The organism is Neisseria sp. Ec49-e6-T10 (assembly GCF_051132615.1).
In the GTDB taxonomy this organism is placed as follows: Bacteria; Pseudomonadota; Gammaproteobacteria; order Burkholderiales; family Neisseriaceae.
This window is the reverse complement of sequence record NZ_CP152375.1, coordinates 92,139-119,100: the sequence shown is the minus strand read 5'-3', so window position 1 is coordinate 119,100 and position 26,962 is coordinate 92,139. Positions and strand designations below refer to the sequence as shown.

27 protein-coding genes and 1 riboswitch are annotated in these 26,962 nt (G+C 38.3%); of the genes, 25 read left to right on the top strand and 2 right to left on the bottom strand.

Annotation, left to right across the window (positions count from 1 at the left end; all coding sequences use genetic code 11):
- Positions 1-2 precede the first annotated feature (2 nt).
- The 25 genes from AADH04_RS00560 to AADH04_RS00440 all read left to right on the top strand — a co-directional run bounded on the left by AADH04_RS00560 (position 3) and on the right by AADH04_RS00440 (position 24,615).
- On the top strand, positions 3-635 hold the full coding sequence (locus AADH04_RS00560; protein WP_434778311.1) for a cobalt-precorrin-8 methylmutase: 633 nt from the start codon (positions 3-5) through the stop codon (positions 633-635).
- 10 nt (positions 636-645) lie between these two features.
- The gene (gene cbiD / locus AADH04_RS00555; RefSeq protein ID WP_434778310.1) at positions 646-1,773 is read left to right on the top strand and encodes a cobalt-precorrin-5B (C(1))-methyltransferase CbiD; all 1,128 of its coding nucleotides are present in this window, start codon (positions 646-648) and stop codon (positions 1,771-1,773) included.
- Positions 1,770-2,375, top strand: coding sequence for a cobalt-precorrin-7 (C(5))-methyltransferase (locus AADH04_RS00550; RefSeq protein ID WP_434778309.1), 606 nt, complete (start codon positions 1,770-1,772; stop codon positions 2,373-2,375). Before cbiD ends, AADH04_RS00550 begins: the two co-directional genes overlap by 4 nt.
- Positions 2,365-2,931, top strand: coding sequence for a decarboxylating cobalt-precorrin-6B (C(15))-methyltransferase (locus tag AADH04_RS00545; protein ID WP_434778308.1), 567 nt, complete (start codon positions 2,365-2,367; stop codon positions 2,929-2,931). The genes AADH04_RS00550 and AADH04_RS00545 overlap by 11 nt, the downstream gene beginning before the upstream one ends.
- Positions 2,932-3,708, top strand: coding sequence for a cobalt-precorrin-4 methyltransferase (locus AADH04_RS00540; RefSeq protein WP_434778307.1), 777 nt, complete (start codon positions 2,932-2,934; stop codon positions 3,706-3,708).
- A complete protein-coding gene (cbiG, locus tag AADH04_RS00535; protein ID WP_434778306.1) occupies positions 3,689-4,741 on the top strand; it encodes a cobalt-precorrin 5A hydrolase in 1,053 nt (350 codons plus the stop codon). Before AADH04_RS00540 ends, cbiG begins: the two co-directional genes overlap by 20 nt.
- A complete protein-coding gene (cobJ, locus tag AADH04_RS00530; protein ID WP_434778305.1) occupies positions 4,726-5,451 on the top strand; it encodes a precorrin-3B C(17)-methyltransferase in 726 nt (241 codons plus the stop codon). Before cbiG ends, cobJ begins: the two co-directional genes overlap by 16 nt.
- Positions 5,448-6,239, top strand: coding sequence for a precorrin-6A reductase (gene cobK / locus AADH04_RS00525; protein ID WP_434778304.1), 792 nt, complete (start codon positions 5,448-5,450; stop codon positions 6,237-6,239). Before cobJ ends, cobK begins: the two co-directional genes overlap by 4 nt.
- Positions 6,240-6,259: 20 nt before the next feature.
- Positions 6,260-7,021 carry a uroporphyrinogen-III C-methyltransferase gene (gene cobA, locus AADH04_RS00520; RefSeq protein WP_434778303.1) on the top strand — a complete coding sequence of 254 codons (762 nt, stop codon included), beginning with the start codon at positions 6,260-6,262 and terminating at the stop codon, positions 7,019-7,021.
- Between the two features lie 11 nt (positions 7,022-7,032).
- Positions 7,033-7,821: a sirohydrochlorin cobaltochelatase gene (gene cbiK, locus AADH04_RS00515; protein WP_434778302.1), complete on the top strand. Its 789-nt coding sequence runs from the start codon at positions 7,033-7,035 to the stop codon at positions 7,819-7,821.
- Positions 7,818-8,519 (top strand): cobalt-factor II C(20)-methyltransferase, encoded by a 702-nt coding sequence (locus tag AADH04_RS00510; RefSeq protein WP_434778301.1) that lies wholly within the window; start codon positions 7,818-7,820, stop codon positions 8,517-8,519. The genes cbiK and AADH04_RS00510 overlap by 4 nt, the downstream gene beginning before the upstream one ends.
- Positions 8,520-8,695: 176 nt before the next feature.
- Positions 8,696-8,878: riboswitch (cobalamin riboswitch) on the top strand.
- Between the two features lie 138 nt (positions 8,879-9,016).
- Positions 9,017-9,754 (top strand): energy-coupling factor ABC transporter permease, encoded by a 738-nt coding sequence (locus AADH04_RS00505; protein WP_434778300.1) that lies wholly within the window; start codon positions 9,017-9,019, stop codon positions 9,752-9,754.
- Positions 9,751-10,041 (top strand): energy-coupling factor ABC transporter substrate-binding protein, encoded by a 291-nt coding sequence (locus tag AADH04_RS00500; protein ID WP_434778299.1) that lies wholly within the window; start codon positions 9,751-9,753, stop codon positions 10,039-10,041. The genes AADH04_RS00505 and AADH04_RS00500 overlap by 4 nt, the downstream gene beginning before the upstream one ends.
- Entirely contained in the window at positions 10,028-10,705 is a 678-nt protein-coding gene (cbiQ, locus tag AADH04_RS00495; RefSeq protein WP_434778298.1) for a cobalt ECF transporter T component CbiQ, read from the top strand. The genes AADH04_RS00500 and cbiQ overlap by 14 nt, the downstream gene beginning before the upstream one ends.
- Positions 10,706-10,723: 18 nt before the next feature.
- Positions 10,724-11,548 carry an ATP-binding cassette domain-containing protein gene (locus tag AADH04_RS00490; RefSeq protein WP_434778297.1) on the top strand — a complete coding sequence of 275 codons (825 nt, stop codon included), beginning with the start codon at positions 10,724-10,726 and terminating at the stop codon, positions 11,546-11,548.
- Complete coding sequence (locus tag AADH04_RS00485; protein WP_434778296.1) at positions 11,545-12,567, top strand: aminotransferase class I/II-fold pyridoxal phosphate-dependent enzyme; 1,023 nt, start codon at positions 11,545-11,547, stop codon at positions 12,565-12,567. The genes AADH04_RS00490 and AADH04_RS00485 overlap by 4 nt, the downstream gene beginning before the upstream one ends.
- A complete protein-coding gene (cbiB, locus tag AADH04_RS00480; RefSeq protein WP_434778295.1) occupies positions 12,546-13,484 on the top strand; it encodes an adenosylcobinamide-phosphate synthase CbiB in 939 nt (312 codons plus the stop codon). The genes AADH04_RS00485 and cbiB overlap by 22 nt, the downstream gene beginning before the upstream one ends.
- Positions 13,481-14,029 carry a bifunctional adenosylcobinamide kinase/adenosylcobinamide-phosphate guanylyltransferase gene (locus tag AADH04_RS00475; protein WP_434778294.1) on the top strand — a complete coding sequence of 183 codons (549 nt, stop codon included), beginning with the start codon at positions 13,481-13,483 and terminating at the stop codon, positions 14,027-14,029. The genes cbiB and AADH04_RS00475 overlap by 4 nt, the downstream gene beginning before the upstream one ends.
- Before the next feature lie 12 nt (positions 14,030-14,041).
- Positions 14,042-15,079 carry a nicotinate-nucleotide--dimethylbenzimidazole phosphoribosyltransferase gene (cobT, locus tag AADH04_RS00470; protein ID WP_434778293.1) on the top strand — a complete coding sequence of 346 codons (1,038 nt, stop codon included), beginning with the start codon at positions 14,042-14,044 and terminating at the stop codon, positions 15,077-15,079.
- Between the two features lie 2 nt (positions 15,080-15,081).
- Entirely contained in the window at positions 15,082-15,864 is a 783-nt protein-coding gene (locus AADH04_RS00465) for an adenosylcobinamide-GDP ribazoletransferase (RefSeq protein ID WP_434778292.1), read from the top strand.
- Positions 15,830-16,363 (top strand): alpha-ribazole phosphatase, encoded by a 534-nt coding sequence (gene cobC, locus AADH04_RS00460; protein ID WP_434778291.1) that lies wholly within the window; start codon positions 15,830-15,832, stop codon positions 16,361-16,363. The genes AADH04_RS00465 and cobC overlap by 35 nt, the downstream gene beginning before the upstream one ends.
- A gap of 38 nt (positions 16,364-16,401) precedes the next feature.
- Entirely contained in the window at positions 16,402-17,880 is a 1,479-nt protein-coding gene (locus tag AADH04_RS00455; RefSeq protein ID WP_434778290.1) for a cobyric acid synthase, read from the top strand.
- Positions 17,881-18,415: 535 nt separating this feature from the next.
- Complete coding sequence (gene gdhA, locus AADH04_RS00450) at positions 18,416-19,756, top strand: NADP-specific glutamate dehydrogenase (RefSeq protein ID WP_434778289.1); 1,341 nt, start codon at positions 18,416-18,418, stop codon at positions 19,754-19,756.
- 260 nt (positions 19,757-20,016) lie between these two features.
- Complete coding sequence (locus tag AADH04_RS00445) at positions 20,017-20,682, top strand: hypothetical protein (RefSeq protein WP_434778288.1); 666 nt, start codon at positions 20,017-20,019, stop codon at positions 20,680-20,682.
- Between the two features lie 90 nt (positions 20,683-20,772).
- Positions 20,773-24,615: a PilC/PilY family type IV pilus protein gene (locus AADH04_RS00440; RefSeq protein WP_434778287.1), complete on the top strand. Its 3,843-nt coding sequence runs from the start codon at positions 20,773-20,775 to the stop codon at positions 24,613-24,615.
- A gap of 51 nt (positions 24,616-24,666) precedes the next feature.
- On the opposite strand, the gene AADH04_RS00435 is transcribed toward AADH04_RS00440, so the two are convergent.
- Positions 24,667-25,239, bottom strand: a complete 573-nt coding sequence (locus AADH04_RS00435) for an OmpA family protein (RefSeq protein ID WP_434778286.1) — start codon at positions 25,237-25,239, stop codon at positions 24,667-24,669.
- Between the two features lie 322 nt (positions 25,240-25,561).
- On the bottom strand, positions 25,562-26,962 hold the full coding sequence (gene pntB / locus AADH04_RS00430) for a Re/Si-specific NAD(P)(+) transhydrogenase subunit beta (protein WP_434778285.1): 1,401 nt from the start codon (positions 26,960-26,962) through the stop codon (positions 25,562-25,564).

Genomic DNA, 26,962 nt, shown 5'->3' with positions numbered 1-26,962 from the left:
GCATGAGCTACATTAAAGAACCAACAAATATTGAAGAAAAAAGCTTTGAAATTATTCAATCCATCATTGAACAAGAATACCCTGAATATCGTTTCACGGATCCATTACATGAAAAAATCATCAAACGGGCCATTCATACCAGTGCTGATTTTGACTGGTTGGATATCCTAAAATTCTCTGAAGGGGTAACAGATCATATTATTCAAGCGTTGAATAATGGTGCAACATTGTATACCGATACCAATATGGTTTTATCTGGTATGAATAAAACACGTTTGGATAAATTAGGATGCCAATATAAATGTTATGTGGCCGACTCTATTACCCGTGATATTGCACAAGAAAAGGGTATTACGCGTTCTATGGCTGCGGTAGAACAAGCTGCAACTGAGTCTGGGGATAAAATTTTTATTTTTGGCAATGCGCCTACTGCATTGTTTCGTTTGTTGGAGCTGTATCAAGAAGGTAAGTTGCAGACTTGTGCCGTCGTTGGTGTACCTGTTGGCTTTGTGGGTGCACAAGAGTCCAAAGATGCGCTAATGCAAAGTGATTTGCCTTATATTGCGGCCAAAGGGCGTAAAGGGGGCAGTAATATCGCGGCGGCTATTATGAATGCCATTCTTTACAATATGTGAGTGTTTTTACATGGAAGAATTTATCTGGATTGACAATAAAAAATATCGCAGGGGCTATACAACGGGTTCTTGCGCCACTGCTGCGGCTAAAGTAGCGGCAATGATGGTGTTAAGTCAACAGGTAATTGAACATGTCAGTATTGTGACGCCTTCGGCTGTAAAGCTTGATTTAGAAGTGCTAGAGGGTTGTGTATTGGATAAACACAGTGCAACAGCTGCGATTCGTAAAGATGGTGGAGACGATATTGATGTGACCCATGGCATGTTGATTTATGCCAAAGTGACACTGAATGATTCAACAGAAATTATTGTTGATGGTGGCCAAGGGGTTGGTAGAGCAACCAGAAAAGGTGTGCGTTTACCCATTGGTGCTGCCGCAATTAACGACACACCTATGCGAACCATTAAAGAAGCTGTTCGTGAAGTGATTGGTGCGGCTAAAGGTGCGCAAGTATTAATTTATGCGCCAGAAGGCGAAGAGCGTGCACAACAAACTTATAACCCTCGTTTGGGCATCATGGGCGGTATTTCTATTTTAGGCACAACAGGCATAGTGACCCCAATGTCTGATGAAAGTTGGAAAAAGTCTATTTCACTTGAATTGGAAATGAAATTTGCCCAAGGGATGAGAAAAGTAGTGCTGGTGCCAGGGAATCATGGTGAACGTTTTGCTAAAGATGTTTTGGGGATGGATGAAAAATATGTCGTCATTATGAGTAATTTTGTGCGTTATGTTTTAAAAGAGGCTGAACGTTTGGGGTATGAGCGGGTTGTATTGATTGGTCATTTTGGCAAATTGATTAAAGTTGCCTCTGGTATTTTTCATACACACAGTCACGTGGCCGATGGACGTATTGATACCTTGGTTGCTAATTTGGCCTTGTTGGGTGCCCCGCAAGCATTTCTATTGCAAATAGATGAGTGCAAAACCACTGAAGAGGCGATGGAATTGGTTGAGCAGGCTGGTTGGCAAAACGTGTATGAGCAAATTGCCAAAAGGATTAAAGAGAGAGTCGAGCTTTTATCTCGATTTACCAAAAACCCTATGAGTACAGACGCTGTATTGTTTTCTTTAGATAACCAGCTTTTAGCCAGTAGTTGCCCTATTGAGCTTCTGACAGAGGAGTTTCGAACATGATCAGTATCGTTGGGTTAGGGCCAGGACAGGCAGATTATTTAACCCCATTGGCAAGCAAATTAATACAAGACTCTGACTGGCTGGTTGGTGCTGAACGGCAAATTAAAGCAATTGGTGCTTACTCTGGGCAAATACATTTGTTAGACAAAAAATTGATGGATTTAGTGACATGGTTGCAGGCACATCAAACAGAACATGTTGTGGTATTAGCCTCTGGAGACCCAATGCTTTATGGTATTGGTAAATTTTTGAGTCATCAGTTGGGGCGGCACAACATACAAATAGTCTCTGGTATCAGTGCTATTCAGTATTTATTTGCGAGGGTTGGGCTGGATATGAATGATGTGTATTTAACCAGCTCACATGGTAAACAGCCAGATTTTGATTTTGTATTGCAGCATGAAAAGGCAGCATTGGTGACAGACCAAATAATTGGTCCTTATGAAATTGCTCAGGAAGTATTAAAAAGAGGTTTAGAGCGCACCATTATTATTGGTGAAAACCTTTCTTATGAAAACGAACACATACAGGTATTAAACGCCCAAGATGTGCCCAAACAAATTTATCAACTTAATGTGGTGATTATTGTAAATGAGAGATGAAGCATTTATTCGGGGAAAAGTCCCCATGACAAAAGAAGAAGTCAGAGTATTGACGATAGACAGATTAAATTTAGCTAACGCCAAAACATTGATTGATGTGGGGGCCGGTACGGGCAGCATTTGTATTGAAGCCAGTATGAAATATCCACAATTACAAACCATAGCAATCGAGAAAAATCCAGAGGCGGTTGAGTTAATTAAATTAAATTGTGAAAAATTTAATGTGAATAATATCCGCATTATTGAAGCGTTTGCGCCCATTGTGCCGCCAGTTAAGGAAGCCGATGCTATTTTTATTGGTGGCAGCGGTGGTTCGTTATCAGAGATTATTGATTGGTCTTATGATTTATTAATCCAAGGTGGGCGTTTGGCTTTAAATTTTATTTTACTTAATAACCTGATGGAAGCGTTAGAACTTTTAAGAGCAAAGGGTTTTACCGATTTAGATGTAAGCCAATTACAAGTATCTCGCTTAACAGCATTAGGTAAAGGTGACTATTTCAAACCAAATAATCCAACTTATATTATTTCTTGTTTAAAAGGAAGTGAGCTTTAAATGACTCAAAATGTGATTGATACCAGCAAAGTGTATTTTATTGGTGCAGGCCCAGGCGATTGTGAATTGATTACCTTAAAAGGATACAGAATTTTATCTCAAGCTGATATTGTGATTTATGCAGGTTCCTTGATCAATCACGATCTTTTGCAATACTGTAAAGAAGATGCTGCTTGTTATGACAGTGCCAGTTTGAATCTAGAAGAAATCATTGAATTGATGAAAGATGGCATCAGTGCTGGTAAATTGGTTGTGCGTTTACAAACAGGTGATTTATCTTTATATGGTTCTATTCGTGAGCAAGGCGAAGAGCTGGGTAAATTAGGTATTGGTTTTGCTTCTGTTCCCGGTGTGAGTTCATTTTTAGGGGCGGCAGCACAATTAGGGGTGGAGTATACCGTACCCGAAGTCTCTCAAAGCTTAATTATTACCCGCATGGCAGGCCGTACCCCCACACCAGCAGGAGAGTCTCTAGAAGCCTTTGCAGCACATCAAACCTCAATGGCTATTTTTCTGTCCGTTCAGGAAATTGAAGAAGTGGTTAAACGCTTAAATGAAGGTGGTTACCCATTAGATACCCCAGTTGCAGTTATTTATAAAGCCACATGGCCTGATGAACGTAAAGTAGAAGGTACTTTGGCGGATATTGCAGCAAAAGTGCGCGATGGTGATATTCGTAAGACGGCCTTAATTTTAGTCGGTAAATTTTTAGGCGAAGAGTACCACTACTCTAAACTTTATGATGCAAGCTTTAGCCATGAATACCGAACAGCCTAAACATCTTGCTGTTTTAACGGTTACCCCTGGAGCAAAAGCACAGGCTATTCGTTTAGCTCAGGTGATGCAATGCGATTGTTACACCAGTGATAAATTGCTCTCAGAAGGTTTTTTGCCTTTTGACGGTTCTATGGCAGATTGTGTAAAACGTTTGTTTGGGCAGTATCAAGCGTTGCTGTTTATCTGTGCAACAGGTATTACCGTGCGCATGATTGCGCCATTGGTTGTGGATAAATTAGCAGACCCCGCCATTTTGGTGATGGATGAGCAAGCCAAACATGTGATCAGTTTATTGTCTGGGCATGTAGGTGGAGCCAATCGTTTGGCAGAAGAAATTGCTCATAAGTTAAACGCAACAGCTGTTATCACAACAGCAACCGATGTCAACCAAGTGGCGGCTTTAGATACCTTGGCAGTGGCTGTAGGCGCTGATGTGACTCAATATAGGGCACAGATTAAAGACATCAATCAGATGTTGGTCAGTGGTAAAAAGGTTGGGTTGTATCTGGATCAAATTGAGGTAAAGGACAAACGGGGTTTTATTGAGGTTCATGATTTAGAGAATTGTGCACAACTGGATGCTTTGGTGGTGGTCTCTTATCATCGTTTGTCTATTCAAAGCCAATGTCCTGTAGTCAAAATTGTTCCTAGACAGATTGTTGTGGGTATAGGGTGTCGACGTGATACAGATTCAGAATTAATTGAACAAACCTTACTGAAGCATTTAGAGGTAAATAATATAGACCCAAAAGCGATCAGTGCCATAGGTTCTGTGGTGATTAAAGCTGATGAAAAAGGATTAATACAGTTAGCAAAACGTTATGGCGTACCTTTTCACGTTTTTGAAATAGAAGCATTAAAAGAGCATGAGCATCGTTTTGAAGCATCAGAATTTGTACGTAAAACCATAGGCGTAGGCAGTGTTTCGCAGCCAGCGGCGTGGTTAATGAGTAATGGACATTTAATTGGTCATACATTGAAACAAGACGGAATCACAATTACTTTAGGAGTAAATTCATGTTATACATCGTAGGTATTGGTCCTGGGGATGAAGGGACAATGACACAAGACGCATTAAAAGCCATATCTGAGGCGGATGTGATTGTTGGTTATAAAACATACACTAATTTAATTAAGCCTTTAATTGAAGGTAAAGAATTAATCAGAACAGGTATGTGTAAAGAAATTGAGCGTTGCCAAGCTGCTATTGATGCTGCTTTAACAGGTAAAACTGTTGCTTTAGTGAGCAGTGGCGATGCGGGCGTTTATGGTATGGCTGGCCCAATTTACGAAATTGTGGCGAAGCAAAATTTGGACTTAAAAGTAGAAGTGATTCCTGGTGTTACTTCAAGTGTGGCCTCTGCCGCATTATTGGGTTCTCCACTGATGCATGATTTTTGTCACATCAGCTTAAGCGATTTATTAACTCCTTGGGAGTTGATTGAAAAACGTGTTCGGTTAGCGGCTGAGGCGGATTTTGTGATTTGTTTTTATAATCCTCGCAGTAAAGGCAGACCAGATCATTTACACCGAGCGTTTGAATTAATGGCACCTTTTAAAGCACCCAAAACACCTGTGGGCATTGTTAAAGCAGCAGGCAGATCAAAAGAAAATGTGTGTTTGACGACTTTTGATAATATTGATTATGAAATTGTTGGTATGACCAGTATGGTGATTGTCGGCAATAAATCAACGTACCAACATAAAGATCTGATGATTACACCAAGAGGTTATGTTTTGTGAGTGTTCAAAATGGTGTTTTTTCAGGCAAAATTCATGTGTTTGGCGGCACTTCTGATGCAGTTTTGTTGTGTCAGGCACTTGAGGCCCTAAATTTAGCCTATAGCCTATCAGTTGCTACAGAAGTAGGGAGCGAATTGGCTACAGGGTTAAAAGGTAAAATAGTGGTTGCCCGTTTGAATCCTGAACAAATGCAAACTTATTTTCAAGAATATGCCATTGACCTTGTGATTGATGCGACTCATCCGTTTGCTGCAGAAGTCTCTCGTAATATCGCTCAGGCAACTGATGCCTTAGGTTTGGCGCTTATTCGTTATGAGCGCCAAGAACAAATCGATTTGGTCGACAATCCTTTACTGATTAAAGTCACTGATGTAGAGTCAGCCTGCGAAGCAGCTAAAGCGTTTGGTTCAGTTGTTTTTTTGACCACAGGCAGTAAACAGTTGGCTGATTATGTTCGATTATTACCTGAAAAAACATTGATTGCCCGTGTTTTGCCAACAGTTGATGTATTACGATCTTGTGCAGAGCTGGGTTTAGGGGTTGGGCAAATTGTGGCCATGAAAGGGCCCTTTAGCCAGCAGATGAATGAAGCCATGTATCAGTTTTATCAACCTGATGTTGTGATTACTAAAGAGTCTGGTGTAGAAGGTGGTTATACTGAAAAAATACTGCCTGCTATAGAGCAAAATATTCCATGTATTGTGATTCGGCGACCCAAACAACATTATCAACATCTGGTTTCAAGTATTGAGGCATTAACCAGCCAATTATTGGCTTGGAAAAAGTAAATAATAAAAGGGAAACAAAAATGAGTAAAGGTAAAGTATGGTTGGTAGGTGCAGGTCCAGGTGATGTGTCTTTAATTACTGTTAAAGGCATGGACTGTATTAAATATGCTGATGTGCTTGTATATGATCGTTTGGTTAATCCAGAATTGCTGACTTTTAGGTCAGAGACATGTGAATTGATTAATGTTGGTAAACAATGCGATCATCATCCTATTCCACAAAGTGAAATCAATCAAATTTTGGTCAGAGAAGCCAAACTGGGCAAAAAAGTCACTCGTTTAAAAAGTGGGGATCCTTACGTTTTTGGGCGTGGAGGTGAAGAGGCAGAAGAGCTTGCAAAAGAAAATATTCCTTTTGAAGTGGTGCCAGGGGTGACTTCTGCAATTGGTGGTTTGGCTTATGCAGGTATTCCTGTGACTCATCGAGACCATGCTTCTTCTTTTCATGTTGTGACCGGGCATTTGCGTGATGGAAAAGACCCCTTAAATTGGCAGGCGTTGGCCGCATTGGATGGCACTTTAGTGATCTTAATGGGAGTCAGTAATCTAGATTATATTTGTGAACAGTTGATTAAATACGGCCGCCCAGCCAATACCCCTGTTGGCATTGTGATGTGGGCCAGCCGTGCTAATCAACGCACTGTAACAGGTACTTTGGCTACTATGGCACAAATTGCTAAAGAGCAAGAAGTGAAACCACCTGCTCTGATTGTTGTGGGGGATGTGGTCACATTACACGAAACATTGGATTTTTCTGCTTTTTTAAGCAATCCTCAAGATTAGGAGGTTTTGTGATGAAAAAAGCTTTATTAGTGGTTAGTTTTGGCACAAGTTACCCTGAGGCCAGAATAAAAAATATAGAAGCCTGTGAACAAGCTTTGGCGCAGGCGTGTCCAGATCGTGATTTCTTCCGTGCATTTACTTCTGGCATGATTATGAAGAAAATTGCCAAGCGAGATGGCTTGATTGTCGATAATCCCGAAGAAGCGCTCACTCGTTTACGTGACATGGGTTATCAAGATATTGCCATTCAGTCTTTGCATGTGATCAATGGCGATGAGTTTGAAAAAATTGTCCATCAAGTAGACGCATTTAAAAATGACTTTGAACGTATCTCAATGGGTAAGCCCTTACTCAGTAGCTTTGAGGATTATGAGGCATTGATTCATGCTTTACAGGCACAAATGCCAGATTTACAAGAAAATGAGCAAGTGGTGTTTATGGGGCATGGTGCCACTCATCATGCTTTTGCTGCTTATGCGTGTTTGGATCATATGCTTATTGCTAAGAATTTACCCATTATTGTAGGGGCGGTGGAAAGTTACCCAGAATTAGATTGGGTTTTAACACGTTTAGATCAGGCAAAAGCAAGCAAAGCGCATTTAATGCCGTTGATGATTGTGGCAGGGGATCATGCCATAAATGATATGGCATCTGATGATGAGGATTCATGGAACAGTCAAATCAGACAAGCAGGTATTCAGACAGAATGCTACTTGCAAGGTCTGGGTGAAAACCCATTAATCAGAGCATTGTTTGCTCAGCACCTATTGGCTGCTATTAATGAGGAAGAACAAGTATGAGCGGAAAACTTTTTGCAATTGGTACAGGGCCAGGTAGCCCTGATTTGATTACCGTGCGTGGGGCACGCATCTTAGGACAAGTTGACATACTTTATGCTCCAGCAGGAAAAAAAGGTGGTGACAGTTTAGCCTTGTCTATTGTGCGTGAGTATTTAACCGAGAACGTTCAAATTAAAGAGCGTCATTTTCCTATGAGTAGCAATACTGCTGAAAAAGTACAAGTATGGGATGAAGTCACTCAAGAAATTGTCGCTGATGTTGCTGCTGGAAAAAAAGTAGCCTTTGTGTCACTTGGGGATGTCATGCTTTATAGTACTTGGGTCAGTATTTTAGAGCGTTTACCTAAGATTGATATGGAAATTATTCCTGGTATTACCTCTTTTGCGCTGATTGCCGCTCGCTGTGCTAGGCCCTTGGCAATGGATCAACAATCTTTAGCTGTTTTGCCATGTACGGCACCAGAAGAAGAGTTAGATAATGCGTTAAAACAACATTCTGCATTGGTTTTAATGAAAGCTGCATCTAAGTTTGTTCAGGTGCGGGAGTTGTTGGCAAAAAATAACTTACTTGAACATGCTGTTTTAGTGTCGGATGCTTCACTAGAAAGTGAAAAACAGTTTAGGGATTTACGAGAAGTAGGTGAGGATGAAAAATTGCCTTATTTTACGACGATTATTGTCAATAAAGAATGGCAATAAAGGTCTATGAATGATTCATTAAAAAACACCATATTGATTATGGTGTTTTTTAATCGTATATTTGTCTTAACAGCAAAAAAAGGCAATTGAATAAGTCATATTCTTAAAGAACTTTACCTAGATCAAATTAATGACCTTTTCCTCTTTACCTTAAGTAGATAGAAGACTAGACTCAACTTTAATATAAGTAATCGGATGCAATGGTTTGAATACCATTAGGGAAGCAGGTGTGAATCCTGCGCAGCCCCCGCTGCTGTAATGTGGACGAACCCAGTAGAAACCACTGAACAATTATGTTTGGGAAGGAATGGGTAAGGATGAAGCTAAGCCAGAATACCAGTCTTATTACTTTTGCTGTTGACTTCTTCGGTGGGAAGAGAGCAATTGTTGTGTGTGCTATGCGTTTTATATAGTGTCATATTGCAATCGTTACGAGTCCTGCCAAAGAGTGGCAGGATTTTTTGTTTATTACGAAACAATTAAAGTGAGGTTGTTCTATGAAAAATACGAAGTCAAAGTCACTAATAGTATCAGGCGGGTTGGCCTTATTATTAGTGCTTATCCCTCAGCAAGTTTTTGCCATGCATATTATGGAAGGGTTCTTACCTAAAGAATGGGCTTTTGCATGGTGGCTTGTTTATATTCCTTTTTTGATTTTCGGCCTTGTTCAAATGAAAAAAATTGTTCAAGAAGAAGGCGATCGGAAAATTCTACTTGCTTTATGTGGTGCTTTTGTTTTTGTCTTGTCTGCCTTAAAAATGCCTTCGGTTACCGGTAGTTGTTCGCATCCCACTGGTGTTGGTTTAGGGGTGGTGATGTTTGGACCGTGGGTGATGTCTATTTTGGGTGGTATTGTTTTGTTATTTCAATCACTGTTTTTAGCTCATGGTGGATTAACCACTTTAGGTGCCAATGGGGTTTCAATGGCTGTAGTAGGACCAATCGTAGGATATTTGGTTTGGAAAACAGCTTGTTCTATGAATGTCAGAAAAGATGTGGCTGTGTTTTTATGTGCATTTGCTGCGGATATTTCTACTTATTTTGTGACTTCTGTTCAATTAGGTGCAGCTTTTCCTGATCCTCAATTGGGTATGATGGCGGCTACGACTAAATTTTTGGCGATTTTTTGTGTGACACAACTACCGATTGCTATTGCTGAAGGTTTGTTAACCGTGATTATTTATAATGTGATTACTGCGCGTAAATTAGTCCCAGCACAAGGATTGGCAAAATGAAAAAAAATCTGATTTTATTCTTACTGGTTGTAGCTTTGGTATTGGTTCCATTTTTTATGCCGCAAAATAAAGAGGCAGAGTTTGGCGGTGCTGATGGACAAGCAGAAGAAATGATTACGCAAATTCACCCTGATTATGAGCCATGGTTTAGTTCGCTTTATGAACCGGCAAGTGGTGAAATAGAAAGTTTATTGTTTACCTTACAAGGTTCAATTGGTGCAGGGGTCATTTGTTATATCTTGGGATATTACCGAGGACGGGGCAGAAACGTTCATGCTGGAAATTGATCATTTAGCCTATCAGAATCGTTGGCGTACAATTGATCCACTCATTAAATTTGGGTTGTTTATTACATTGCTGCTTTTCGTGTTATGGACAACCCCAATGGTACAAATAGTGATCTTTTGTATTTTGGTTCCTTTTACTTGTTTTAGCGCACGTATTAGTCTCAAACGATATGGGAAATGGTTATTGGTGCCTTTTTCTTTTTTATTGGTCAGTATGTTGGGTATTTTGTTGTCCGTATCATGGGATGGCAATCATATGTGGCTTAAGTTGACTATGGGCTCTGTTTATATTGGGATTGATGCTCAATCGCGTGTGATTGCATATGAGACATTTTGGCGTAGTATATCTGCATTGGTGGTGACTTTTGCTTTTGTGTTGAGCACGCCTTTTGACCAAATGATCATTATTGGTAAACGGTGTAAAGTTCCTTTGTTGCTTATGGAAATTACGTTATTAACTTATCGTTTTATCTTTATCTTTTTAGATGAAGTGGGGGCAATATATCGTGCTCAAACATTGCGTTTTGGTTATGTTTCTCTTAGAACAAGTTATCATTCTTTGAGTATGTTGGTTGCCATGTTGTTGGAAAGAGTAATAGATCGTTATAAAAAAATGTCTATTGCATTAAAGATGAAGTTGTATGATGGGCATTTTCACCTGTGATAAGAAAGTTGTGTGTCTATGTTAGCCACTAAAGATCTGTGTTTTGGTTATGAAGAAGGTGAAGAGGTATTAACAAGGATTAATTTAGATTTTTCTTTAGGAAAAGTGACAGGGATTGTTGGCGCAAATGGTTCAGGTAAATCGACCTTATTTATGAATTTGCTCGGTTTATTGAAACCAACATCAGGTGAAGTGCTTTGGCAGCATCAGGGTATTCATTATGATAAAGCTGGGTTATACCAGTTACGAAAAAATGTGGCGATGGTCTTTCAGGACCCAGATCAACAAATTTTTTATACAGACATTAAAAGTGACATTGCTTTTAGCTTACGTAATTTAGGTGTGTCCGAAACGTTGATTGAAGAGCGTTTGAATACAGTATTAACTTTAGTTGATGCAAAAAGTTTTTGTCATAAGCCGATACAGTATTTAAGTTATGGACAAAAAAAACGGGTTGCTATTGCTGGCGCTTTGATGCTTGATGCGCCCTGTATCTTATTGGATGAACCAACGGCAGGTTTGGATCCTAAAGGGCGTGAACATATTATTCAAATCATCAATAAGATTGTGGCAGAAGGGAAGCATGTGGTTATATCTAGCCATGATATTGATTTGATTTATCAAATATGCGATACAGTCTATGTGTTGGATAAAGGACAAATTGCCTTGTCCGGGCAACCTGAAGACGTTTTTTTACATACTGAGCGAATAAAAGAAGCTCAGTTAACTCAGCCTTGGTTGGTGAAGTTGCATGTGCAAATGGGCATCCCTTTATATCGAACAGAGGAGGCATTATTTGCTTCAGCGGCTTTTTTAAAGTCAGAAAGCGTTGAAAAATCATGATTCATGGACATGGGGATGACGGGTATCGTTATGGGCGTCCGATCAGCATTAACTTTAGTTCAAATGTTTATGGTCGGTTTGATTGGGGAGCTTTGCACCAGCATTTAAGCCAATCTTTAGCATTAATTCATTCTTATCCTGAACCTGCCGCAGAATCTTTGGTGGCATTACTGGCACAAAAAGAGTGTATTTCGCCAGAATCAATTTGTGTCACTAATGGTGCCACAGAAGCAATTTATTTAATTGCGCAAGCATTTGCAGGTAAAAAAAGCAGTATCATCATCCCAACCTTCAGTGAATATGCAGATGCCTGTGTTTTGCATCAACATCAAATGAAATATGCGTTTTCATTGCATGAGGCGGTATCTGAACAGACGGATTTATTATGGTTGTGTCACCCAAACAATCCAACAGGTTTAGCATATGATCAAGATGAGCTGGAACACGCGATTAAAAGGCATCCAAATACATTATTTGTTATTGACCAATCATATGAGCATTTTACCCAACATCCCCTTTTTTCTGTTTCTGGGGCACTTACATACCCGAATGTAATGGTTTTACATTCTATGACCAAACATTATGCGATTCCAGGCTTGCGTTTGGGATATATGACGGCCAGTGCTGATTTACTCCGCAAAGTGACCTGTTATTGTATGCCTTGGGCAGTGAATCAATTGGCAATAGAAGCTGGGAAGTATTTATTAAATCATCACCATGACTATACGATTGATTTAGACACCTTACTGATTGAAACAAAACAGTTACAAAAGCAGCTAGAAACCATTGAGGGGATAACAGTATATCCTACAGATACCCACTTTTTTTTGGTGTGTTTGGCTAAATATAAAGCGGCACATCTTAAAAATTATTTAGCAAATGAATTTGGTTTTTTGATTCGAGATGCGGCGAATTTTGCTGGTTTAAATGAATACTATTTACGCATTGCAACTCAAAACAAACATGAAAATAATCAACTGATACAGGCAATCAAACAATGGCAATCCTCACACTCATGATATTGCCTTTGGCTATAGGCTTTTTGTTGGATAAATTACTGGGAGACCCAGCTTATTTACCTCACCCAATAGTGGGGTTTGGCAAAATGATTTCATTTGGAGAAAAACGATTAAACAAGGGGCGTCATCGTATGGCTAAAGGTGCCTTCTTAACTGTTGGTCTTATTATGTTTGTGTATATAGTCAGTTTAAGTTTTTTGATCGTCTTATATCAACGCAATCATTATTTAGCAATGGTATTGAGTGTTATATTGGTATTTTTTTGTTTGGCAGGAACCACTTTGGCTCAAGAAGTGCGTCAGGTGTTTGAAGCAACAGATCGCTCTTTGGAAGAGGGACGTATACAAGTGGCTAGAATTGTGGGGCGAGACACATCACAATTAAACGAACAGCAAATTCGTACAGCAGCTTTAGAAACATTAGCTGAAAATTTAAGCGATGGCGTGATTGCACCATTATTTTGGTTTTTGGTTTTAGGACTACCAGGTATGTTAGCTTATAAAATGATCAATACACTTGATTCTATGATCGGTTATAAAAATGAACGGTATAAAGAATTTGGCTGTTTTGCTGCGAGAATAGATGATATTGCTAATTATATTCCAGCCAGATTGACGGCATTACTGATGCTGGCTGTGAGTAATAAGTTCTCTAAATACTCTTTTTTACGTCAGTATGGTACACAGCATGCAAGCCCTAATTCGGGTTACCCAGAAGCTGCATTAGCTGGTATATTAGATTGTCGTTTTGGTGGACCGAATGTGTATTTTGGTCAATTAATTGATAAACCTTATATTGGTCATAATAACAGAGCATTGAATACAACAGATATGCAAAAAGCCATTCAGGTGAATCAACGGGTTGAATGGCTTATGGTTCTGGTCATGATTCTTATTTATATAATGGGCTTTTTATGATGAAAAAAATTACTTTAGTAACAGGTGGACAACGTTCAGGCAAAAGCTCATATGCACAAAATATGGCCTTGTCTTTGAGTGACAATCCTGTTTATTTGGCCACATCACGTATATGGGATGAAGAGCATAAACAACGTATTGAGCGGCATCAAGCTGATCGGGATGATCATTGGCTTAATATTGAAGAAGAAAAGCAATTAAGTAAGCATGATATTAATGGCAAGGTGGTGATTATTGATTGTGTGACACTGTGGGCCACAAATTTCTTTTTTGACTTAGATTCTGATGTTGAGCAAGCATTAAAAGAATTAAAAGCGGAATTTGACCGTTTTACTGAACAAGATGCTCATTTTATCTTTGTCACCAATGAAATTGGTTTAGGAGGTATGTCAGATAATCTGATTCAGCGTCGTTTTTCTGATTTGCAAGGTTGGTTAAATCAATATATCGCAGGCAATGCCGATGAGGTTTTTTTTATGGTTTCTGGTATTGCTATGCCAGTAAAAGGCGATAAAAACTGGTTTCCAGCATTGCTTTATAAATAAAAGGAAGTCAATATGAAATTATTTAATATAAATAAACCTGATGATGATATTTTGCCCTTATTAGAAGACAAAATTAATAATTTAACTAAGCCTAAGGGCTCTTTAGGTGCATTAGAAGATTTAGCCACACAAATTGGTTGGATTCAACAAACTTTAAGTCCTCAGTTGAATTACCCTCATCACATTGTATTTGCCGCAGACCATGGCATTGCTCATGAAAAAGTGAGCTTATCTCCTCAAGAAATCACTTATCAAATGATTTTGAATTTTTTATCGGGTGGTGCAGGGGTTAATTTTTTAGCCAAACAACACGGTTTTACCATGAAAATTGTCGATGCAGGGGTCAATTATCAGTTTAAACCAGATACTGGTATCATTGATTTGAAAATCCGCAATGAAACCAGAAATTTCTTATATGAGGCGGCCATGACTCATGAAGAACTGGAGTTTGCTATTGAACAAGGCGCAAAAATAGTGGATGGCTGTGCAGATGAGGGATGCAATGTTTTATGCATAGGCGAGATGGGCATTGCCAATACATCTGCTTCTTCTATGTGGATGACTTGTTTGACAGATATCCCGTTAGAGCAATGTGTAGGGGCTGGTTCTGGTTTAAATAGCCAAGGGGTCTCACACAAATATAATGTCCTCAAGCAGGCTTTAGAAAACTATCAGGGTGATTATTCAACTTGGGATATTATTCGTTATTTTGGCGGGTTTGAAATGGTCATGACAGTTGGCGCTATGTTGAGGGCTGCTGAATTAAAAATGGTGATTTTAATTGATGGGTTTATTATGACTTGTTGTTTATTGGCTGCGTCAAAATTATACCCAGAAGTTTTGTCTTATGCCGTCTTTGGTCATCAAGGGGATGAGGCAGGGCATAAACAAGTATTGGATTATTTAGGGGCGAAACCTTTACTTAATTTAGGTTTAAGATTGGGAGAAGGAACAGGGGCATTATGTGCTTATCCATTGGTTGAGTCTGCAGTCAAAATGATTAATGAAATGAGCTCTTTTAAAAAAGTTCAAGTGACCAAGTATTTTTAATTATGTTACTACGTATTGCAGCGGCTTTTATGTTTTTTACACGGTTACCACTATATAAAGTGGTCACCGTGCCGAGCGATTATTTTAAAGATTTAACCCATTATTGGGCGTTAACGGGTTGGTTAACAGCCAGTGTGATGGCCATTACCTTATATATTAGCGCACAGTTTTTACCTTTATCCATTGCTGTGATATTGGCAATTGTCAGCAGGTTACTTCTGACACGTGCTTTACATGAAGATGGATTAGCTGATTTTTTTGATGGTTTTGGTGGCGGCGGCACAAAAGAGCGTATTTTGGTGATTATGAAAGATTCCCATTCAGGTAGTTTTGGGGTGATTGCGTTAATTATTTATTTCTTGTTGTTTCACCAAACCATTTATGCATTACCTTTAAAATTAGCCTGCTTTGCTTTATTGGCAGGTGATCCACTGGCTAAGTTTATAGCGTCTTTAATCACATTCAGATTGCCGTATGCCCGCAAAGAAGAAGAAAGTAAAATCAAAATCATTTATAACAAAATGAGTGTTGGAATTGTTATTTTTTCTGCTGTGACTGGTTTGTTGCCCCTTGTTTTATTATTCCCCCCACCTTATTGGTTTGCCTGTATTTTACCAATATTAATGTTTATTGGATTAACTGCTTTAATGCAAAAGAGGATACAAGGTTACACTGGGGACTGTTGCGGTGCTTTGTGTTTATTGATTGAGTTGAGTTTTTATTTATCTATTGCAGGCCTTTATACATATTATGGACCTTTATTTTATTCGCCATACTTCAGTTGATGTTGCTGCAGGTGTTTGTTATGGGCAATTTGATGTTGGGTTGAAAGATAGTTTTGAACAAGAGGCTGAGGCAGTATGTCAGCAAATCAAAGACATTCGTTTTGATCAAGTGTTTACCAGCCCATTGTCGCGTTGTACCCGATTGGCTCATTTTTGTGGGTTTCATGATGCAAACCAAGACAGTAGATTAAAAGAAATGGATTTTGGCTCATGGGAAATGCAAGTGTGGGATCACATACAAGATCAACAATATTTGCACGCTTGGTATGAGGATTGGACTCATTTACCAGCCCAAAATGGTGAATCACTGCATGATTTATATCAACGTGTTGCCTTGTTTTTAGACGAGTTAAAACAAAATGCCTATCAAAAAGTGGGTATTTTTACTCATGGTGGGGTGATTGCATGTGCCAGTGTATATACTGAGCAAGTTACCTTTGAAAAAATGTTTGAGAACAAAGCTGCTTATGGGCAAGTGATCCCGATAACACTTGTATAGCCGTTTAATATAAAAATCAATTTAGAGAAAGACAGAACATGAAAAAATTGTCTCCCTTAATGTTAGCGGGTACAGGTAGTGATGTGGGTAAAAGTGTGATTGCGGCTGCCTTTTGCCGTATCTTTTTACAAGATGGCTATCAACCTGCACCTTTTAAAGCTCAAAATATGGCATTAAATTCATACGCAACCCCAGAAGGGCTTGAAATAGGTAGAGCTCAAGCGGTGCAAGCAGAGGCCGCAAAAGTAGATTGCCATACAGATATGAACCCTTTGTTATTAAAGCCTTCTTCTGACCAAATTTGCCAAGTGATACTAAATGGTAAACCTGTTGGTAACCAAAGTGCTTACCAGTATTTTCGAAAAGAAGGCAGGCAAGAGTTGCGAGATGCGGTCAATGCTGCTTTTGATCGACTGCAAAATCGGTTTAACCCCATTGTGATGGAAGGCGCTGGCAGTATTTCTGAAATTAATTTACGTGATGTTGATTTGGTGAATCTACCTATGGCGGCGCATGCTAAAGCATCAGTTATTCTGGTCGCTGATATTGATAGAGGGGGTGTGTTTGCCAGTGTTTATGGCTCTATTATGCTGCTTAATGAAGAAGAGCGAAAATTAATCAAGGGTGTGTTGATTAATAAGTTTCGCGGTGATATTCGCCTGTTTGAATCTGGGGTAACCATGTTAGAAGAGTTATGTGGTGTCCCAGTTGTGGGAGTGGTGCCTTATTATAAAGACATTCATATTGAAGAAGAAGATTCGGTTATGTTGGAAACCAAAAACCTTCAGGCTTCCCACGGTAAAGTGAATGTCGCTGTAATTTTATTGCGGCATTTATCAAATTTTACCGATTTTAATGCGCTGGAGAGAGACCCTAGAGTGCATCTATATTACACAAATAATACAGATGAGGTAGAAAAGGCCGATATTATTTTGATTCCTGGTAGTAAAAATACTTTATCTGATTTATATGAATTAAGACGTAATGGTGTGGCACAAAGCATTATTCGTGCCCATAAAAGTGGTGCAACTGTTATGGGGATTTGTGGTGGGTATCAGATTATGGGTGAAGAGGTTTGTGACCCTGATCATGTGGAAGGAGATATTGAGCGTTTACCAGGTTTAGGACTATTGCCTATTACCACCAAAATGCAGGGCGAAAAAATTACCCGTCAGGTCAAATTTAATTTCTTGAATTCGCCAGTTATGTGCGAAGGTTATGAAATTCATATGGGGACGACATTGCCTGTTCATGGTCAAAGTTTGTCAACGATGAATAAATTACAAGATGGCCGGGAAGATGGTTATTATAAAGATCGAACCTGTTTTGGTACCTATATCCATGGTATTTTAGATAATGGTGCTTTTATCGAGTTTTTATTAGAACCTTTTGCTGATAAAATTACGGATGAACCTTTTGATTTTAAAGCCTTTAAAGAAGAACAATACAATAAATTAGCTGATCATGTCCGTAGCCATGTCAACATGGATTTAATTTATCAAATCATGAAAGATTAAAAAAATGATGTAAATGAATTCATTGAGTTTTAAATAATAAAATAGGGAGAAGAGTGTAAGATTATACTCTTCTCCCTATTTCTACTTTATGTGGGGGAGATATAATTAACTATATCAGCGGTTATGATAATTACTAAAATAGTCTGATTTTAATTTTATTTTGTTGTTTCAGTTCTATGGTGTATCCATCAATTTTTTATAATCATATGAAAAATATATGAAGTTGGATTGCATCATATATTTTTAGACGTAATCTTTAATGTCAAAAATATCAATTTCTAACAATATTTTTTTTACTAAAATGTTCTCATATGTTCATATGAGAATTTTTTTATCAAAAAAAGTAAGTAAAAATAGATAATAATGATTTTTTTGATCATAATCGAAGGGGTTTTTATAAAAAACTTAGTATAAATCAATAAAAGAATAGACGAAGAAGCGTAAAAAAGATTATTCTGTTGATTGGCAACTTCAATTGATTAATAGGTTTATTTTATTCTCACTTTAAATTGATTAGGAAAGGGGTGAAATCATTATGCATGTTTCTATGCAAGATTTTCTAGGCAGTGTCAAACAAAAGGATCCAGAACAATTAGAATTTTATCAGGCTGTAGAAGAGGTGATTAGCAGTGTATGGCCTTTTTTAGAAAAAAATCAACAATATTGTTCACAAGCATTACTCGAAAGAATGGTTGAACCTGAGCGTGTCATTATGTTTCGAGTGCCTTGGATAGATGATCAAGGACAAGTGCAGGTTAATCGTGGTTACCGTATCCAAATGAGTAGTGCTATTGGCCCATATAAAGGGGGTTTACGTTTTCACCCAACTGTAAAATTAGGGACATTGAAGTTTTTGGCATTTGAACAAGTTTTCAAAAATGCGTTAACGACATTGCCTATGGGCGGTGGTAAAGGCGGTTCTGATTTTGACCCTAAGGGGAAAAGTGACAATGAAGTGATGAAATTTTGCCAGTCTTTCATGACAGAGCTTTATCGTCATGTAGGTGCCGATGTAGATGTTCCTGCTGGCGATATTGGCGTTGGTGGTCGCGAAATTGGTTATTTATTTGGCCAGTATAAACGTATCACCAATTCCTTTACCAGCGTGTTAACTGGTAAGCCTTTGGAGTATGGTGGCAGTTTAATTCGCCCAGAAGCAACTGGTTATGGAACAGTTTATTTTGTACAGCATATGCTTAAAACTCAAAAAGACTCTATTGAAGGTAAGGTTGTGACGATTTCTGGCTCTGGTAATGTTGCCCAGTATGCTGCTGAAAAACTCATTCAATTAAATGCAAAAGTGGTCAGCTTGTCTGATTCTCAAGGCAGTGTGTATATCCCTCATGGGTTAACGCATGAGCAATTAGTTGCCTTAATGGATATCAAAAATAATCGGCGAGAGCGTTTATCCGTATTTGCTCAGGAACAAAACTTAGAGTTTTTTGCAGGGCAAAGACCATGGCAGTTTAAATGTGATATTGCTTTACCTTGTGCCACTCAAAATGAGTTGGACGGAGACGATGCAGAAAAATTGTTGTCTCAAGGGTGCATATGTGTTGCAGAAGGAGCCAATATGCCTTCTACACCAGAGGCTGTTCATAAATTTTTAAAAGCCAATATCTTGTATGCGCCGGGCAAAGCCTCAAATGCTGGAGGTGTGTCTGTTTCAGGGTTGGAAATGACACAAAATGCAATTCGCTTGTCGTGGAAGACCGAAGAAGTGGATAAGAAATTACATGAAATTATGGAAGCGATTCATGAGTCTTGTGTTTATTATGGCACACAAGCTGGTGGGCGGATTAATTATGTTGATGGCGCGAATATTGCTGGGTTTAAAAAGGTGGCTGATGCCATGCTTAGCCAAGGGATTGTATAGCGATATAACGATATCATTTGTGTTAAGGGCATATGATTTAAATCATATGCCCTTTTTTGATTGAAAAAATTTACATTAATTATTGATTTTTACTATTAATTGTTGTTTTTATACATATTTTTTTGATCCGATTATCTGGTAAATTGAGGCGTTTGTCTTGAGTCGTCTTAAATTTGCCTAATTTTGATAGACAGTTAATATTAAAAATAGTTAAATAGATTGAGTTAAAATTAAATTTTTTATTTGAAAAGAGTAAAGTCTTGGCTCACCCTGAGTTACTTAAATACCAACATACTTTTGCCAGCGTTGCTGAAGACCTGTCTTATTGGCATAAAAATAGAAAAAAGTATGCTGTTTGGGCTATAGACATCAGTAATGATGTCCTTGAAGAAAGGATTCTAAAAGCCAAGAAGCATTTAAGCCCATATTTGGTGCAGGATTATTTTCGAAAGACCCATTTTACTGTAGCACCAAGTGGTTTTATGTGTAAAGAAAAACAGTATGAGGATGATTATTCAGAAGAGCTGTTTTGGGCTGATGTTGAGCAATTAAAAAGTAGGGAGAAGAAAAGTCTTCATTTAAATATAGAAGGTTTTTTAACCAGTTTCGCCATTGCTGCGTTTTTTCCTGTGAGGGATGAGGAGCGAGTATTTTTGTCTTTAAACCAAATGCTGTTGCGACCTGAAATTTCAACGGCTGTGTTTACTCCTCATGTGACTGTTGGTTTATATAGTGAGGCTTGGCCAACTCAGGAAATATTTGCACGGTTAAATACTTTTGAAGTATACCCTTTATTAGAGGAAGAGATCACAGAAATTAAATTATTGTCTTATGACCCTAATAATATTAGTGGTCCTTTGTTGGAAGAAGCAAGTTTTAATTTAATCACACATGAATTGTCTATTTATTCAAATTTATTTGAATAAATACATAGTACTAAATTGAAATTGGTTAATAGAGAAAAAATTAATATTGTTTTGTAATTATTTTAAATTGAATGTTGAAAGTGAATAAATATGAAATTGTCTAATAAGAAAATAATTGCCATCGCTTTGGCTACTTTATTCTCTTGTAATGTTGTGGTCGCGGCAGATTCAGCCACAACCCCTCAAAATTTTGCCCTACCTTTTGGTATTGAAGGATTGCAAAATATCAATAGCAAAGCCATACCCAATTTGGTTTTTTTAATTGATAACTCAAAAAGAACAGGCGAGCTGTTGCCCTCTGGTGAAACCAAGTTAGATTCATATATAGGGGCAGTCAAACAATTTATTTCCTCTCATCAAGGGCAATATCGTTTCGGTATTGCAACTTTATATGATATTGATAATGATCCTGCTTCTGTAGCCAATGTGATGCTTGTTCAACCTGAAGATGGTAATGGGGCAGCAGTATTGGCTGCTTTAAATAGTATTACCGTACAACCATATGAGCATGCCCCTATTATCACATCGTTAACTCAAGTGTATAAAGATGTGGCTAAAAGTGCCATTATTTATCGTTGTCAACAAAGCCACGTTTTTGTGGTGTCTGATGGTGATTCTACAGGAGATGCTGACAAAGCCAGATTATCTTTTCCTCATGGTGATGATGTTATTTACCCTGAAACTGCAGCTTATACAAAAATGGTCGGTACATTTGATCCTTATAAGCCTGTTGTGGCAAAAAATGCTGTTGATTATAGCTATGCGTGGCCTCAATTTGGTTATAATGTGGGTGAGGTCATGCCAAAAACTTGGCCTTCAGTATCGGGTAGAGTTTCTCCATGTGGATTAGGAAATTTGAGTGGGGTACTTTATCAAACATTCTATTCTGCAGATCAATGTTTTATTCAACCGTCTCCAGATGGTTACAGTACATATGCTCATTTTGATGATCAGGATACTTACTGGAATAATAAAGCCATTTCTCATAAATTTGATGACCCTGAATACCCTGTTCAAAGTATCTATACCTCTTGGTTCAGCAGTAGTGATACAAAAATTGATGCCAATACTGTTTTAAAAAATAATGCTTACCGGAGTGAATTATTAGTCAGCCCAAAAACAATGGCAGTAAGGGGTAAAGGGTATTATCGAGATATTTCTTCACAAGCACAATTGGCCAGCTCTATTTCAGAAGTTGCGGGCAAAATAAAAAGTAATCCCGCTTATGCAATGGGGCGCTATTATGAAAATATCTTAATTGCGGGTTATCCTAAACCCGTTAAATCTTATAATATAAACAAAGGTGAAGATGATATTATTTATCTGGATTATGGGCAAAACTCAGATGCAGAAAAATTGATTAAAAATATTCCGATATTAAGGGTCGCAAATTATCCAAATAAATGGGCATCTACTTTTGTACTTTCTGTTTTTGATGAAAAAGGGTCACTAAAAAAATACCCAGATATAATTAACCCAAATTTCAAACATAATGAATCTTTTGCTGGGCGGCCCATTGAGATGCAAATTCCAAGTTTTGCAATGGTTAACCGCTCGGCAACACCGACCATTGTGAATACCCAAAAAGGGATAAAATTAATTGCCGATGGGCAAAATGGTACCAGACAATTTGGATATGAAGATATTTCTAGTTTGAGCAATGAAGATTTTGGATTTAGCAGTACCGATGCTGGTTACCTTAAAAGAGTATGGCCAACTTTATTTACATTAGGTGATAATGTGCATGTGCCTCAAGCGCCAAATTCCAAACATCTTATGTTTAGACGAGATCATATTAGGCCAAATACATTAACTTCATATAGTAGTATCGGTGGTACATTAAACAGTAATACTTCAATATATAAAGCCATTACAGGGTTTGATGAAAGTTATGAGCCTACTACTGGTGCAATGGATTCAGGTGTTATGTTTGGTAACCAGTTTTTAGCCATGGGTAATAAATATCGTTATCGTTTATTTTATTATCAAAATGATATTTCCAGTGAGTATGGTGGTGGTACCGTTGGGATGTCCATTGGGGTGACTGCTGCAGCTCTTGGCACGGGTTATATACAAGCGCAGTGGACAGATAAGCATTATCCTGTTATCGGAGGGGCAGATAAAACCAGTACAGATCCTATTCGCCCTTATTTTCAAGGTGATATGATTGTTGGTAGCAATAATGGACAAGTCATTGTGTTTGGTGATGCAGGTGGTTGGGGGCTAGGAGCACAATTTGTCTATGTTCCTGGTGCGACTCAAAGAGAGCAAAACGAAACCATCTTACAAGCTTTAGGTAAATCAAAACACATTAATTATGGTGATGAAGATCATCCCTTTAATTATGTGTTAAATGGACAATTCGCTGCCATAGAAACCAAATCATATAATGACAGGAAAGAAATAAGCCCTGGATATTTTAGAGACAACGAAAAATATCAAATTATTGCTGTTGGTACAACAGGACAAGGCGGTAAGGGTGTTTATTCCTTGAATGGTTCAGGTTATCTTGCGCGTACAGGTTATGAGCAATATGCTGCAACTGGCAATGATAATTACTCTTTCAATGCAGAGTATGGAAATGATCCAGCTAAACGAGATACTTTAATCAAATCTTCTGTTAACTGGGACTCTGCCATGAATCCTCATACGGGTGCACCTATGGTAGGGTTAGAAAAAATAGGTTATACCATTGGTAAACCGATACTGGGGCAAATGGCGATGACCAGAAAAAATGGCCTGCCTAATGTGGAGAAGGATGTAAGGGTTCTGGCGTTTGTGGCCAATGGTTACAATGGTACAGAAAGTAAACCTTCTTTATATGTGATTGATGCATTGGGTGCAGATGTCGGTACAGCTCATGAAAAACCTGTATCAACCAATGAAATGGGTAAATTACTCAGAAAAATAGAAATGCCTGTGCCTGATAGCAATAATAAAAATAATGCGTTAACAGGTATTTCCTTGGTGGATTTGGATTTTAATGGTGTATATGATTTAGGCTATGCAGCCGACTATAATGGTAATGTGTATCGGATTGATTTTAGAGGTAATACCATAGACGATTGGCAAACAACACTGATTTATGAGGGTAACCCAAGTCAACCGATTACAACGGCTCCAACTGTTTCTTTAAATAAAGATCAATCGGTGACTGTTGTCTTTGGTACAGGTAGCCAAATTTATAAAAAGGATGCAACAGACAAAAGTGTTCAAGCTTTGTATGGGATTATTGATCGCTATAGTTCTTCTATGGCGATGGAAGTGCCTTCCTATTTAACGAGAAAAGATGTTTTGGTTGAACAAACTCTTTCTGAAGCTAAAGATATTTCTGGACAAACAGTGAGGATTGCAACAACCAATAAACCAAATGATAAACAAAATCGAGGTTGGTTTATTGATCTTCAAAGCCAAGGTAAAAGTGCGCTTGGAGAAAGGGTACTTGTAGAACCTACGATTAGTGATGGATCACTGTTTTTGACAACGTATTTTATTAAACCAGAGTATTTGAATGGCAGTAGTAATGGCGCTGTTTGTTCTGTACCTATGGGGTATTCTGGTACGTGGCAAATGATTTTAGATGCGTCTACTGGTGGCAATATTACCGTGAAAAATAGTAATATCGGTAAAACACAGTTATCTTCTGGTGGCAGTATCTTTACAGCTGGTACTCAATATACCGATCGTGTTGCCCCATTTTATTTAATTACTTCAAATAACTTGCCTTATAATGCAAACGGTCAGGCATCTCAATCGGGTAAACTGTTTACACCTGGTAAAGTGATTAAACCTAAAGAATGTGATGGTACCGATATTCTGGTTTACATTGATCCTACTTCTCAGGACAGAAACACAGTAGTTGGTACAACAGTGACTTGTGCTGATACACCTAAAGGAACAGCCAGACGTGTCGCTTGGAGGCTTTTAAGTTAACAAGAAGCCATTTAATAAATTAAAGCCCCTGTATGGGGCTTTAATTTTATCTTAACGTTTCAGCTGTAATGGTTGTAAAACCAGTTCAACTCGCCTATTTTGTGCTCTACCTTCTGCTGTATCATTGCTGGCAATTGGATTTTTTGAGCCTGCACCAACAGCATTTAATCTAAAAGCACCAACCCCTTTATCCTGAAGTATTTTTGAAACATTTTGTGCGCGTTGTAATGATAATTTATCATTAATTGCGTCAGTGCCTGTTGAGTCCGTGTAACCAATCACATGAATGGTTGACTGATTGTATTTTGAAAATACTGTTGCCATTTGTGTTAGTGATGATATGGCTTGTGGTTTGAGTGTGGCACTTCCTGTAGCAAAAGTAATGGCTTCTGGTAAGCGAATCACTAAATTGATGCCTTCACGCACATAAGGGATACCCTGTTGGGTTAAAAATTCACTAAGTTCCTTTTCTTGGGCATCAATGTCATTGCCAGGATAGGTGACTACGGGTTGATCTGGTTTAGGTTGATAAGTAGGTTTTGTGCTATGGCAGCCAGATATTGCTAAAACAGAAGCAACACTCAAAGCCGTTGCCATGTGTAATTTAGATGGATGGATTTTCATAAAAACATCTCCTTTGTAATGAAAAATACAGTTGTTTTATTATTCAGTATCTAATATGAACACATGACAAACATCTTGACTCGTAAAAATGAGTGATATTGCCCATATGATAGACCTTGAGAGAAGTATACCTATATTAAATTTTAAATAAAATATAAATATTTTATGGGTTGTTTAGGTATTTTTTATTAATAAATAATAAAGAGGGGAGAAAAGTTTAGAATCTTATCTTAATTCAAATAGCGTATTTTTTATTTCAGATTTGAATTGCTTATATATAAAAACAGCTCCTTGATAGGAGCTGTTTTTATGCGGTTATGATTTATAAATCATGTAACACAGTTTCAACACTTTCTTTAGCATCGCCAAAGAGCATGTAGCTGTTTTCTTTAAAGAATAAAGGATTTTGTACGCCTGCATAACCTGTATTCATCGAACGTTTAGAAATAATCACATTTTGTGCTTTCCATACCTCTAAAACGGGCATGCCTGCAATCGGGCTATTTGGATCGTCTTCTGCTGAAGGGTTGACAATGTCATTGGCACCAATAACCCAGACTGTATCGGTATCAGGGAAATCTTCATTAATTTCATCCATTTCCAATACGATATCGTAAGGTACTTTCGCTTCAGCTAATAATACATTCATATGACCTGGTAAACGTCCAGCAACAGGATGGATTGCAAAACGAACAGTGATTCCTAAGCCTTGGAGTTTTTGGACAATATTGCTTACTGCCGCTTGTGCTTGAGCAACTGCCATACCGTAACCAGGGACAATCACCACAGAGCGAGACTCTTTTAACAGTTGAGCCACTTCATTAGGTTTCATCTCACGGTACTCGCCCATTTCGCCTGCTTCTACCGCAACACCTTCTGTGCCGAAACCCCCTGCAATAACGCTGATAAATGAACGATTCATGGCTTTACACATAATGTACGATAAAATCGCACCAGAGGAGCCAACTAAAGCACCTGTGACAATCAATAAATCATTAGACAACATAAAACCTGCGGCAGCCGCAGCCCAACCAGAATAAGAATTCAGCATAGACACGACAACTGGCATATCAGCACCGCCAATGGACGCAACCAAATGCCAACCAAATGCAAAGGCAATTAGGGTCATGATAAACAAGGCCATAAAGCCAATTGCTTCACTTTGGGTATGAATAAAACCGATAAGCAACAACACTGATACGGCAACGGCAATTAAATTGATATAGTGTTTTTTCGGTAAAGACAAAGGCTTAGAGGATAAAACACCATTTAATTTACCAAACGCTACAATGGAACCGGTAAAGGTTACTGCACCAATAAAGACGCCCACAAAAATTTCAATTAAATGAATCGTTACTTCATCAGGAGCCAGAGGAGGATGTTCTAAAAAGCTATTGTAGCCGACCAATACTGCTGCTAAACCAACAAAACTATGTAAAACGGCAACCAGTTCTGGCATTTGGGTCATTTCGACTTTACGTGCAAGGAAAATACCAATGCCCGCACCAATAATCATGGCAATGAAAATCCAGTGAAGGCCGCCACTGTGGCTGCTGCCAGCAATAGTAGCAATTAAAGCTATGCTCATTCCTAAAATGCCTAGAGCATTGCCAGTTTTTGCTGTTTCGTGTTTGGATAATCCCGCCAAACTAAAAATAAATAATAGCGCGGCAATGATATAAGCTGCTTGAACCAAGCTATTGGATAATAGAGGGTTTCCCAT